This window comes from Cellulomonas sp. (assembly GCF_036279715.1).
Classification (GTDB): Bacteria; Actinomycetota; Actinomycetes; order Actinomycetales; family Cellulomonadaceae; genus Cellulomonas_A.
In genome coordinates this window covers 1-12,523 of the sequence record NZ_DASUIR010000096.1, presented here as the reverse complement: position 1 = coordinate 12,523, position 12,523 = coordinate 1, and the positions used below count along the sequence as shown (strand labels likewise).

The 12,523-nt window shown below is 70.4% G+C and carries 10 protein-coding genes and 1 tRNA gene; 6 read left to right on the top strand and 5 right to left on the bottom strand.

All coding sequences use genetic code 11. From position 1 onward, the window contains the following. Window positions 1-63: 63 nt before the first annotated feature. Window positions 64-136 (top strand) — tRNA-Arg (locus VFW79_RS09570). Window positions 137-220: 84 nt separating this feature from the next. Here VFW79_RS09570 and VFW79_RS09565 read toward each other — a convergent pair. Next, window positions 221-1,177, bottom strand: coding sequence for a cupredoxin domain-containing protein (locus tag VFW79_RS09565; RefSeq protein ID WP_329677079.1), 957 nt, complete (start codon window positions 1,175-1,177; stop codon window positions 221-223). Window positions 1,178-1,653: 476 nt separating this feature from the next. Here VFW79_RS09565 and VFW79_RS09560 point away from each other — a divergent pair, with 476 nt between their 5' ends. Next, entirely contained in the window at window positions 1,654-3,297 is a 1,644-nt protein-coding gene (locus tag VFW79_RS09560; RefSeq protein WP_329677078.1) for a xylulokinase, read from the top strand. 108 nt (window positions 3,298-3,405) lie between these two features. Here VFW79_RS09560 and VFW79_RS09555 read toward each other — a convergent pair whose 3' ends face one another. The 3 genes from VFW79_RS09555 to VFW79_RS09545 form a co-directional block, all read right to left on the bottom strand. Beyond that, window positions 3,406-4,494: an ABC transporter substrate-binding protein gene (locus tag VFW79_RS09555; protein WP_329677077.1), complete on the bottom strand. Its 1,089-nt coding sequence runs from the start codon at window positions 4,492-4,494 to the stop codon at window positions 3,406-3,408. 148 nt (window positions 4,495-4,642) lie between these two features. Continuing rightward, window positions 4,643-5,554, bottom strand: coding sequence for an ABC transporter permease (locus VFW79_RS09550; RefSeq protein ID WP_329677076.1), 912 nt, complete (start codon window positions 5,552-5,554; stop codon window positions 4,643-4,645). Beyond that, a complete protein-coding gene (locus tag VFW79_RS09545) occupies window positions 5,551-6,483 on the bottom strand; it encodes an ABC transporter ATP-binding protein (protein WP_329677075.1) in 933 nt (310 codons plus the stop codon). Before VFW79_RS09545 ends, VFW79_RS09550 begins: the two co-directional genes overlap by 4 nt. A 169-nt stretch (window positions 6,484-6,652) precedes the next feature. Here VFW79_RS09545 and VFW79_RS09540 point away from each other — a divergent pair, with 169 nt between their 5' ends. From VFW79_RS09540 to VFW79_RS09525, 4 genes are all read left to right on the top strand, one after another. Beyond that, window positions 6,653-8,281 carry a sensor histidine kinase gene (locus VFW79_RS09540; RefSeq protein ID WP_329677074.1) on the top strand — a complete coding sequence of 543 codons (1,629 nt, stop codon included), beginning with the start codon at window positions 6,653-6,655 and terminating at the stop codon, window positions 8,279-8,281. Then, window positions 8,278-8,991 (top strand): response regulator, encoded by a 714-nt coding sequence (locus tag VFW79_RS09535; RefSeq protein ID WP_329677073.1) that lies wholly within the window; start codon window positions 8,278-8,280, stop codon window positions 8,989-8,991. Before VFW79_RS09540 ends, VFW79_RS09535 begins: the two co-directional genes overlap by 4 nt. Before the next feature lie 399 nt (window positions 8,992-9,390). Beyond that, window positions 9,391-9,882: a PadR family transcriptional regulator gene (locus VFW79_RS09530; RefSeq protein WP_329677072.1), complete on the top strand. Its 492-nt coding sequence runs from the start codon at window positions 9,391-9,393 to the stop codon at window positions 9,880-9,882. A 104-nt stretch (window positions 9,883-9,986) separates the two neighbouring features. Continuing rightward, window positions 9,987-11,666: a diguanylate cyclase gene (locus VFW79_RS09525; protein WP_329677071.1), complete on the top strand. Its 1,680-nt coding sequence runs from the start codon at window positions 9,987-9,989 to the stop codon at window positions 11,664-11,666. A 24-nt stretch (window positions 11,667-11,690) separates the two neighbouring features. Here VFW79_RS09525 and trmB read toward each other — a convergent pair whose 3' ends face one another. Beyond that, window positions 11,691-12,434, bottom strand: a complete 744-nt coding sequence (gene trmB / locus VFW79_RS09520) for a tRNA (guanosine(46)-N7)-methyltransferase TrmB (protein ID WP_329677070.1) — start codon at window positions 12,432-12,434, stop codon at window positions 11,691-11,693. Between the last annotated feature and the right edge of the window lie 89 nt (window positions 12,435-12,523).

Below are 12,523 nucleotides of genomic sequence, written 5' to 3'. Positions count from 1 at the left end.
TTTCACCGCCGGTTTGGGCGCAGGGCCGCGGGACGGTATCGTCATCCCCGGCCCTTGGGCCATGCGCCCGTAGCTCAATGGATAGAGCATCTGACTACGGATCAGAAGGTTGGGGGTTCGAGTCCCTTCGGGCGCACAGTGGAAAGGGCCTCGCCCAGCGGAAACGCTGGGCGAGGCCCTTTCGTTGTGGGGTTGAGAGTGCTGAACCTCGGTGCAGGGGTCAGGGGACGACCACGACGTCGCCCACCATCCCCATGTCGTCGTGGATGGCGCAGATGTAGTGGTACGTGCCAGCGGCGGTGAAGGTCACGTTGAACGGGACCCCAGGAGCAAGCACCCCGCTGTTGAGGTCGCCGCCGCCGTAGTGGGTCGGGTCGCCGGACGGAGCGAGGATGGCGAGTCCGGGCGGCTCCTGGCCGAAGGTGACTGTGTGCGGCGCGCCGGGCCCGGCGGTGGAGAACGACACGGTCTCTCCCACGTGCACGACGACGTGGTCACGCACGAACCGCATGACCCCGAAGCCTTCTCCGTCAATCCCGACAAGCACCTGTGAGCCGGTGGTGGCGTGCGCCTGCCTGGCCTGGGTATAGGCGGTGCGTCCGGCGAAGAGCGCTGCCGCGGCCTCGTGGTTGCCGGCCCGGTTGTAGTCCTGCTGGGTGTACGGGTAGGCAGTGCCGGCCGCGGAGACGTGCACGACGCCGGTCATCATCACGCCGTGCAACAGGCAGTAGTACGTGAAGTCGCCGGTCGCTGTGAAGGTCAGGTCGTAGCTGGACGCCGGGTCGGTGAAGACGAAGATCGGCTGGGTGGCGATGATCCCGGAGTTCGTGTACGCGGTGCCGTCGTAGTTCGAGGTGCCCACAGGCTTCGTCTGCGACGGGTCGAACGGGTTGAACTCGGGCAGTGAGGTTCCCGGCGCGAGGAACGTGACGGTGTGCGGCTCGGCGCTGCCCGCAGTCCAGTGGACGGTGTCGCCGACGTCGACCCAGACCTCACTCGGCAAGAACGTCATTGCGGTGACAGCCATGTCAGGCGACTCGGCGCCGACGCGGACCTGCCAGGTAAGAGGGCCTCCGATCGCTGCCGAGGCGTTCGATCCCAGGGCGACGGGAACGGCCAGAGCTGTGGCGGAGACGACGGCCAGTGCCAACCGACGCAGCAGAGACTTCCGGTGCATGTCGTGCTCCTTGGCGGGAGTTCGCGGTCGCGGTCGCGGCCGCGGTGGGTGCTCGTGTCAATCACCCGCGGGAATCCCACTGCGTAAGGTTAGGGCGGTTCATGCCGCTTTGGGTAGATTCGTCGGCGCGGTCGCGACACACGGCGAACGGCGTCGACCCCATCCCGGCAGGGTCGTCGATGCCGGTCATCGGCCCGGTGAGCAGTACGAGCTGGATCCCCGCGCCGCACAGGGCGCCGGCCAGAGGCCGCGTCTCCGCAGATCAGGGGCCTCGCCACACAGCGCGCCCGAAGGGACTCGAACCCCCCACCTTCTAGGCTGGGCGCGTCGCCGTGACCGGGCTGCAGCGGCCCGGTCGGCACAATCCCGACGTGCAGGCGGTAGAACGGCACCTAGGCTCGGCCCTCGTCACCACCGTGACGTTCGAGGCTAGCCTGTACAGGTTGTCTGTCAGAGTCGATCCGTAGGAGATCAAGATGCCGGTAGACCCGACGGTCGTCGCGCCCGAGCCGGGCACCGACGTGCGCGCGGCCCTCATGGAGGGCAGCACGGCCCTGGGCATCGAGCTGGGGTCCACCCGGATCAAGGCGAGCCTCGTCGGCCCCGATGGTGCGGCCCTCGCGAGCGGTAGCCATGACTGGGAGAACCAGTTCGTCGACCGGATGTGGACGTACTCGCTCGAGGCGGTCTGGACCGGTCTGCAGGCGTGCGTCGCGTCGCTGCTCGCCGACACCGAACGGCGCTACGGGGTCCGTCCGACGACGTTCGGCGCCCTCGGCGTGTCGGCGATGATGCACGGCTACCTGGCCTTCGACCGGGACGGCGAGCTGCTCGTCCCGTTCCGGACCTGGCGCAACACGACGACGGATCGGGCTGCGGCCGAGCTCTCCGAGCTGTTCGGGCACAACATCCCGCTGCGCTGGTCGATCGCCCACCTCTACCAGGCGGTCCTCGACGACGAGCCGCACGTGCCAGAGCTCGCTTCGTTCACCACGCTCGCGGGCTACGTCCACCGACGTCTGACCGGTCGCCACGTGCTCGGGGTCGGTGACGCGTCGGGCATGTTCCCGGTCGACCCCGCGACCCGCACCTATGACGCGCGCATGCTCGCGCAGTTCGACGAGCTGGTGGCCGGGCGGCGTCCGGACCTCCACCTCGCGGACCTGCTGCCGGAGGTCCTCGTCGCCGGGCAGGAGGCGGGCCGGCTGACCGAGGAGGGCGCCGCACTGCTCGACCCCTCCGGCACGCTGGCGGCCGGCATCCCGCTGTGCCCTCCCGAGGGGGACGCCGGCACGGGCATGGTCGCAACGAACGCCGTCGCGCCGCGGACCGGCAACGTCAGCGTCGGGACGTCGATCTTCGCGATGGTCGTGCTGGAGCGCCCCCTCGAGCGCGTCCACCACGAGCTCGACCTGGTGACGACGCCGGCCGGTGACCTGGTCGCGATGGTGCACTGCAACAACGGCGCGAGCGAGCTGGGTGCCTGGGCTGAGGTCTTCGGCCGGTTCGCCGCGGCGCTCGGGCACCCGGCGGAGCCGGACGCAGTCTTCGGCGCGCTGCTGCGCGAGGCGTTGGACGGTGAGGCCGACGGAGGTGGGCTGCTGGCCTACAACTACCTGTCGGGGGAGCCGATCACGGGCCTCGCCGAGGGACGCCCCCTCGTCGTGCGCGCCCCGGACAGCCGGTTGACGCTCGCGAACTTCGCGCGCACCCAGGTCTACGCCGCGTTCGCCACCCTGAGCCTGGGCATGCGCGTGCTCGAGGCCGAGGGCGTCGAGCTGGACACCCTGTTCGCCCACGGCGGCATGTTCCGGACCGCCGGCGTGGCCCAGCGACTCCTGGCCGCGGCGGTCCGGGCACCCGTCGCCGTCGCGACGTCAGCGAGCGAGGGCGGCCCGTGGGGCATGGCCGTGCTCGCGGCCTACCTGGGCGTCGCGGCGGAGCAGGACCTCGGCACCTACCTGCGCACCCGCGTGTTCGCGGCCGCCGAGGTCGACGTCGTCGAACCGGACGCCGCGGACCTCGTGGGCTACGCCGCGTTCCTCGACCGCTACGTCGCCGGCCTCGCCATCGAGCGGGCCGCCGTCGAGGCGACCGCGCACGGGGTTGCAGCGCGCTGACCTGCGACGACGCGTGCCCGCGGGGCCGCTCGGCACTGCGCTGGACGGACGCGCCTCGCTGCCGGGGGCGGGGGTCGGCAGTGAGGCGCGTCCGGATGGCGGGGTGGGCTACTTGGTGAAGCCCTCCAGCTTGTTCGCGGCGATCACGAAGTCGTTGGTGTAGGTCTTCGAGAGGTCGATCGACCCGGTCACCTTGCCCGCCAGCTTCTCGACCGACAGGACTGTGTCGGGCCCGTTGGCAGGCATCATGCCGTCCGGGAGGAACTGCCCCTTGTCCTTGTCGAGGGCCTGGATGTAGAGGTCCTTGGTGACAAGGCCGTTCGACACGAAGGCGGGTGGGAGGTGGTCGGCGATGTCGGCCGCGCTGTGGGTGTCGATGTAGTGCATCGTCGCAACCAGTGCGTCTACGACCTTCTGCGCGGTCTCCTTGTGCGAGTTGACCCAGTCCGCCTGGGCCAGGACGGAGGCCGACGGGAACGTCCCGCCGAGCCACTTGTTCGCGCCGTCCGTCGTCGCCAGGTCGATCGCCGAGTACGCGATGTTCTTGGTCTCGAGGGCGCTGACGGTGGGCTGCGTGGTCATGCCGCACACGACGCTGCCGTGCTGGAGTGCGGCCACGAGCGTGCTGCCGGAACCGACGCCCTGACGACTGAACTGCTGGGACGTCAGGTTGTTCTTGGCTGCCATGAAGAGGGTGAGGTCATCGGTGCCCGACCCGAGGTCGGTCACACCGACGGTCTTCCCGGCCCAGTCGGCTGGTGACGTGACAGTCGTTCCCGTCGCGCACATCTCGCGCTCTCCCGGGGCTCCGCTCAGCTGGACGATGCCGATGACGTTCTTGCCCTTCTGCTGGAAGTCGATCGTGTGCACGTACCAGGCGCCGGCCATGTCGACCTGGCCCGACGCCACCGCGTCCTCAGCACCGACCCCGCCGGACTGCTCGGTGCTCAGCTGCATGTTGACGCCGTACTTCTTGTAGAAGCCGAGTCCCTCGGCCAGCTGGTAAGGCAGGTAGATCTGCTTGTCGATCCCGCCGACCATCATCGTGACGGTCGGCAGGGGACCGCTCGCGGTGCTGCCGTCGGTGGCACTGCTGCCCCCGGATCCGCTCGCGGCGCTGCTGCAGGCGGCGAGGGTCGTCGCCACCGAGGCGGCAAGGATCCCGGTCATCGTTCGGGTGAGCACTCGTCTGGCCATGTCTCGCTTCTCCTCGTTGAGAGCTGAACTGCTGGTGCACTGGTGGGTGGCGTCAGGGTCGGAGGCGGCGGCACCTCCCGCGGTGCGGGCGCACAGCCGTGCGAGTGGGCACAGCAGTGGCGGAGGATCTGTGCGTCACGGCGTCCGCCTACAGCCCGGCGGTCTCGACGGACGAGCGGGGACGCCAGCTGAGCAGCCGCTTCTCGAGCTGGCTGATCAGGCCCTCGGCCGTGAGGGCGACGATCGCGATGATGAGCATCGCCGCGAAGATCCCGTCGGGGTCGAAGTTGTTCTGAGCGGTCGAGATGACCAGGCCGAGCCCTTGCTGCGCTCCCAGGAACTCCCCGACGATGGCGCCGATGATCGCGAACCCGAAGGCGACGTGCAGGCTCGCGATGATCCACACGACTGCCGACGGCAGCACGACGTCCCGGACCGTCTGGAAGCGGGACGCGCCGAGCACGCGGACGTTCGCGACGAGGTTGGGGTCGACCTCGCGCACGCCCTGGAACGCGTTGAAGAACACCACGAAGAACACCAGCACGGCCGCGAGCAGGACCTTCGACGGGGTACCGAACCCGAGCCACACCACGAAGATCGAGCCGAGCACGATGCGCGGGATCGCGTTGAGCACCTTGATGTATGGACCGATCACGTCCGCGAGGAACGGCACCTGGCCGAGCAGCACGCCGAGGACGATGCCGGTGACCGTGCCGTAGCCGAAGCCCAGCAGCGCCTCCTTCATCGTGATGCCGATCTGCAGCCAGATCGAGCCGTAGGCGGTCCCGTGCTCGACCCAGTCCTTGAGCTTGAGAACGATCCCGGAGGGCTGACCGAAGAAGAACGGGTCGACGATCTTCCACTGGGTGAACAGCTGCCACCCCCCGACGACCACGACCAGGACCGCCAGCCGAGCGACGTTGACGAGGAGTCGACGACGGCGCGCACGTCGGCCGGCCGCCGCGGCGAGGGACGCTTCGTCTCCGGCGGGCTGCTGGCGAAGGTTCGCCCCGATCGCGGCGAGCGCTGCGGCGTCGCCCTGGGTCGACACGAGGTTCACGGCCGTCCTCCTTCAGTTCCCGCGGTGCGTCCGGTCCGGGCGTAGGCGTGCTGCACCTCTTCGCGCAGCGACTCCCAGATCTGCTGGTGGAGCTCGAGGAACCGGGGCTCGAACCGGATCTCCTGCACGGCGCCGCGCGGGCGTGGGAGGTCGATGTCGTAGACCGCCTTGACCGTGCCGGGCCCGGCGGTCATCACGACCACGCGGTCAGCGAGCGCGACGGCCTCCTCGAGGTCGTGCGTGATGAAGATGACGGACGGCTTGGTCCGCTCCCAGAGGGTCAGCAGCTCGTTCGACATGATCGCCTTGGTCTGGACGTCGAGCGCACCGAACGGCTCGTCCATGAGCAGGATCGACGGCTCGCTGATCAGGGAGGCGGCGAGGGTCACGCGCTTGCGCATCCCGCCCGAGAGCTGGTGCGGGTGGTGGTCCTCGAAGCCGGTCAGCCCGACCACACGGATCCACTCCCGGGCCTGGGCCAGGGCCTCCGACTTCGGCACGCCGCGGAACCTCGGCCCGAGGGCGACGTTCTGGAGGACCGACTTCCAGGGCAGCAGGGCGTCGCTCTGGAACATGAAGCTCATGCCGCCCGTGATGCCGTCGACCACCTGCCCGCCCACCCGCACGACTCCGGCGGTGGGCCGGTCGAGTCCAGCGACCATCGTGAGGGTGGTGGACTTGCCGCACCCCGTCGGGCCGACCACGGCGCAGAACTGGCCGGGTTCGACGACGAAGTCCACGTCGCTCAGCGCGGTCAGGGCCGTCCCGGCCGGGGACACGAACCGCTTGGTGACGCCGACGAGCTCGATGCGTGAGCGCTCGTGCACGCCGGGCGCTCCGCCTGTCGGGGACGCCACGGCTGCTGCCGTGACCGTGCGCGCAGGGGCCTCGCGGGCCGTGCCCGTGGGGGACTGGCTGATGGGGGTCATGCCTGGTGGTCCTCTCGTCTCGTCGTTCGATCACCGGGTGCCATGACTGTGACCGGGGTCACAGATGACGTCCAGATTTCGTCGGTAGATGACGCAAAGTGACCGCTGCGGGCTTTGTTGACCATTGCGGTCGCGCCCTGGAGGACCTAGGTCCTACTACCCTTGGTGAGTGGCACTCATCGGTGAACGCCAGCGGCTCTCGACGCAGATCTTCGTGCTGCAGATCGTGATCATCGTGCTGACCGTCGTCGCCGGGTTCGCCGTGTCGTTCGTGCAGGCCAGGCGCGTGCTGGACGCTCGGACGGGAGAGACCTCCCTCGCGATCGCCCGAACGGTCGCCTCGATGCCCGAGGTCATCGCGGGGTTGTCGGCGCCGAACCCGGCGCTCGTCATCGACCCGATCGCGGAACGGGTCCGGGGTGCGACCGGCGCGGCGTTCATCGTCGTCGCCGATGACCAGGGCATCCGGCTCTCGCATCCGAACCCCCGGCTGATCGGTACGTCGCTCTTGGTCGACGCTGACGAGAACCCGCTTTCCGTGCTCGCCGGGAACACGTTCATCGGGGTGCAGACCGGCTCTCTCGGCCGGTCGATGCGCGCCAAGGTGCCTATTCGTTCCGCGAACGGCATGATCGTCGGCCTGGTCTCGGTCGGGGTGCTGGAGGCCCACGTCAGCTCGGAGCTGTCTGCGCGCCTGCCCGAGTCGTCCGTCCCGCCGCTGCTCGGCCTCGGCCTCGGGGCGCTCGGTGCGTTCCTGCTGGCACGGCGGGTCAAGAGGCAGACCTTCGGGCTCGAGCCGCGGGAGATCGCGGCGCTGCTCGAGCAGCGCGAGGCGATGCTGCACAGCGTGCGCGAGGGTGCCTTGACGATCGACTCCGCAGGGCGCCTCACCCTCATCAACGACGAGGCGACGCGTCTGATCGGGATCGGCACGTCAGCGCTGGGACGCGAGCTCGCGGATGTCGCGCCTGAGGGCCGACTGCGCGACGTGCTGACCGGTCGGGTCGCAGGTCTCGACGAGGTCGTGCTCGTGGGTGACCGCGTCGTGGTCGTCAACCGGATGCCCGTCGAGGTGCACGGCCGTCCGGTGGGCGCCGTCGTCACGCTCCGCGACCGGACCGATCTCGACGGCCTGCTGCACGAGCTCGACGACGTCCGCACCCTGGCCGACGCTCTGCGCGCCCAGGAGCACGAGTTCGCGAACCGGCTGCACGTGATCGGTGGTCTCCTCGAGCTCGAGCGTTACGCGGAGGCCGTCCAGTTCGTCAACGTCAACTCGTCGCTGCACCAGGAGCTTGCAGCGGCGCTCGTCGGGCAGGTCGGCGACCCGATCCTGTCCGCGCTCCTGCTCGGCAAGGCGTCCGTCGCGAGCGAGCGCGGGATCACCTTGCGCGTCTCGATGCGCACGGACGTCCCGGTGGGCGCTGTCGACTCGCAGAGCCTCGTGACGATCCTCGGCAACCTGATCGACAACGCCCTCGACTCGGCCGCGCACGGCGGGACCGGCGGCCACGTCGACGTCTCACTCGGCGTCGCCGGCTCCGAGCTTCAGCTGCGCGTGCACGACTCCGGCCCGGGGATCGACCCGACGCTCTCGGCCGAGATCTTCCGTGACGGGTTCACCACCAAGGTGGCGAGCGGGACCGGTCGGCGCCGGGGCCTGGGCCTGGCTCTCGTGAGCCAGGCCGTCCACCGACACGACGGGCGCATCGTCGTCGACAACGTCGACGGAGCCGTCTTCACGGTCACGCTCCCGCTCCGTCACCAGCAGGGGAGCCTGGAGGTCGTCGCTCCATGATCCGCACCGTCATCGTGGACGACGACTTCATGGCCGTCTCTGTGCATCGGCAGTTCACCGAGAGGGTGCCCGGCTTCGAGATCGTCGGCACGGCGAGCACCGGCGCGTCCGCCCTCGCGCTCGTGGCCGAGCTGCGCCCGGACCTGGTGCTGCTCGACATGTACCTCCCCGACATCAACGGCGTGGAGGTGCTCCGTCGGCTCCGCGCGACGACCGGCCTCGAGGTCGACGTCATCGCGATCACGTCGGCGAAGGACGTCGACGTCCTGCGTGGGGCCATGCACCTCGGTGTCGCTCACTACCTCGTCAAGCCGTTCACCTTCGAGATCTTCCGCGAACGCCTCGAGAGCTACGCCGTCGCACGCCAGCGCCTGGAGCACATGGCGGAGGCAGACCAGCGCAGCGTCGACCGCGTCTATGGCACGTTGCGCTCGGCCGGCGCCGACTCGTTGCCGAAGAACATCTCGGCGCCGACGCTCGCCCTCGTGATGCAGGTGCTGCGCGAGAAGGCGATAGGAACGTCCGCGGGCGACGTGGCGCGCAGGGCCGAGATCAGCCCCGGAGTCGCGCGCCGGTACCTGCGTTACCTGACCGACACGGGGACGATCGACTACACCTTGCGCTACGGCGCGGCGGGGCGCCCCGAGCATCTCTACCGGTGGGTAGGGCCGTCCGCCGGGGTTGCGAGACGGCCCCGGGCGGCGCACTGACGGCGAGCGGCAAGCCGCGCAGCCGCCACGCTGGCGATCCTGCCTGTGGTGACCGTGCGCGTCGCCCAGCGCGCGGCGCCGCGCCGGCGACATCGGCCCGAACGCACGGGGCGGCTTCCCCGCCGACGTCGCGGCACGCCTCGACGCCTGACAGAGAGAGCGCTTGTCATCGATACAGTAGCGATATATCGTTACTGTATCGATGAAAGGAGCGTCATGAGAGACGCACGAATCACAGACCAGATGCACGGCGGCCACCGGCCGAGAAACCATCACGAGCCCTTCGGTCGGGGCCCCGGCTTCGGACCGGGCTTCGGTCCCGGCCCGGGCTTCGGAGCAGGCCCACGCCGTCACGGCGGCCCCGGCCCCGACGGCGAGGGACGAGGACGACGACGCGGCATGCGCGCCCCGCGCGGTGACGTCCGCGCCGCTGTCCTGCAGCTCCTCGCGGAGGAGCCGATGCACGGCTACCAGCTCATGCAGCTCATCGCCGAGCGCAGTGAGGGCGCCTGGCGCCCGAGCCCCGGCACCATCTACCCGGTGCTCTCCCAGCTCGAGGACGAGGGGCTCGTCGAGGTCACGCGCGACCAGGGCCGCAAGCTCGCCACCCTCACCGATGCCGGGCGCGCCTACGTGACCGACAACGCGGCCGAGCTCGGCGACCCGTTCGCCGCCCTCAGGGAGAACCTCGGCCCGCAGATCGACCTGCGCGGACCCTTCGACGACCTCGCGAGCGCTGCCCGACAGCTCGTCCGCTCGGGCACCGTCGGACAGCAGGAGGCCGCACGGACGGTCCTGCGGGACGCACGCCGGTCGCTGTACCTGATCCTGGCGGACGGGGAGGACGCCCGTGGCGCTGGCCCGGAGGCACCCGACCCCACCGCGCTGTAGACGGCTCGCCTCAGGTGCGGCCCTCAGAAGCCGATAAGGAAGGGAGGCGGGCCCCGATCTTCGACACTGCGCGAGCGGGTGCGATCGCCTGAGAGGCAGGAGTGATGCTCGACGCCGTGCACGTCGCTGCGTACGTCGCAGCGGCCGTGCTGCTGCTCCACGTCGGGTCCGGGATCTGGACCCGACGAGCAGAGCGCCCGGTTGCTTCCATGTCCCTCGTGGTGATCGTGGCAGGCGCCGCGTGGTGGTCTCTCGCGGATGCCGTCATTGCGACCGGTGTCGATGGACCGGTCTCAGGGATCGCCGCTGCTGCGGCCTTCCCCGCGATCGGGGCGATCGTCGCCGCGTTCCTGTGCCTTGCTCGCAGCGCCTCGAGCACCGACTGGGTGCCGACGCGCCGACTGCTCGCGATGCTGGCGGTCGAGCCGCTGGTCGTGACCGTGCTGGTCGCGACGAACCCCCTGCACCAGCAGTTCTACGGCGGGCCGGGCGCAGCCACGTTGAGCACCCCGAACGAGTGGCAGCACGGTCCGCTGTTCTGGGTCCACACGGCCTACAGCTACGGGCTCGTCGTGACGGCCCTCGTTCTCGTGGCGCTCGGGTGGTGGCGGTCTCCCGGCGTCTTCGGGCGCCAGTTCCGCAGTCTGCTCGTCGCATCGTTGGCACCGATCCTCGTCGTGGTCGTCGACCTCGTGGGGAAGGCGGGTGACTTCGGGGACCCGACGCCGCTCGGGCTCGCCGTCACTGCGGTGGTTCTGCACCACTCGATCCGACGGCAGGACCTCATCGGCCTCGCCCCGATCGCGCGGCAGGCGCTGTTCGAGCGGGTCTCGGACCTCGTCGTCGCGATCAGTCCTCGCGGGCAGGTCATCGACGCCAACCCTGCCGCCCAGGCGCTGTGGCACGACGCGACCCGGGGCGTCGGCGGATCGCTCGCCGGCCAACCCGCGAACGAGATCCTCCGGGCGTTGCGGGCCGAGCCGGCTGACCTCTCGATGGCCGCGGTGCTCGACGGCGACGACGGTGCTGCGGTCGACATCACCATCGACGTGGCCGGCACGCGGGCAGACCTGGAGATCCGTGCGTCGCGCCTGACGAACCGACGTGGGCACTCGATCGGCTGGGTCCTGGTCGGTCGCGACGTCACCGAGGTCAACGCGCGCAACCGGCAGCTGCTGTCGCAGCTGGACCTCATCGAGGGGTTGCACCTGGACCTGGCCGAGCAGGCGAGCCGCGACCCGTTGACCCATCTGCACAACCGGCGGCACGGCATGGAGTGGCTCGCCCCGTCGCTCGCGGGGACGGCTGCTGGCGACGTCGTGTGCGTGCTGATGATCGACGTCGACCTGTTCAAGCTGGTCAACGACCGGTACGGGCACGTCGTGGGGGACGCGGTCCTCGTCGCGATGTCCCGGCGCCTGCTCAAGACGATGCCGGCCGACGCGCTCATCGCACGGTGGGGCGGGGACGAGTTCGTCGTGGCCTTGCCCGCGACGGACGCCTCTGTGGGCGCGGCCTGCGCGGAAGAGCTGCGGGCGCTGTGCGAGTCCGAGGCGTTGACCGACCGCGGGTTGAACGTGCGGTGGACCCTCAGCGTCGGGGTCGCGGCGTCCCCTGAGTCCGGCCGGACTGCGCCCGAGCTGCTCGAGGCCGCGGACCTTGCGCTGTACGCGGCGAAGGTCGCTGGGCGCAACCGGGTGTGCCGGCACGAGCCCGGTGTGCCTGTGCCCAGCGAGCCGGGGCGTCCGGACACGTCGACCTCGGCGTCGGATCCGGCGCGGTAGGCCCGGCGACAGCTCCGGGTGCCGTCAGCGCAGGCGGCGGACGATGACGTCCCGGACCGTGTGCCCGAGGTTGAGCCCTCGACGTTCGAACTTCGTCTCGGGCCGGCTCTCCGGGCGCGGCGCGAACCCGTCGAACGGGTTCGCGAGACCCGGGTCGGCGGCGAGGACCTGCAGCATCTCGGCGGCGTACGGCTCCCAGTCGGTCGCGCAGTGCAGCGTGCCGCCGACGACGAGCCGGGAGCGCAGCAGGGCGACGAGCTCGGGCTGGATGATCCGACGCTTGTGGTGCTTCGTCTTGTGCCACGGGTCCGGGAAGAAGATGTGCACCGCGTCGAGCGAGTCGTCCGGGATGCGCCGGCGCACGAGGTCGAGGGCGTCGCCGTGCGCGACGCGGACGTTGGTCGTCCCGGCCGCCTCGACCAGCGTGAGGAGCCGCGCGATGCCGGGCAGGTGCGCCTCGACGGCCAGGTAGTCACGGTCGGGGTCGGCGGCCGCCATCGCGGCGGTCGCCTCGCCCATGCCGGAGCCGATCTCCAGCACGACCGGTGCCGTGCGGCCGAACAGCTCGTCAGTGTCGAGTGAGCCGTCCTCGCGCAGGGGCATGCGTCCCTGCGCCTCGTCGTGCACCGAGAAGCCGAGCCGAGGGAAGAGCCGCATGAGCGCGTCCTGGCGACGTACGCCCAGAGCGGCCCGCCGCGGGTGGAACGTCCGCAGGGGGTCGTGCGCGGAGGCGGCCACGTGCCGGAACGCGTTCGGGTCGAAGGCCACGGCCTCAGCCTACGGACCGTGACGAGCCGCGATCACGCAGGCGTCGGCCCGGGTGGAGCCCGGGCCGACGCCTGCGCCGCAACGCTCGA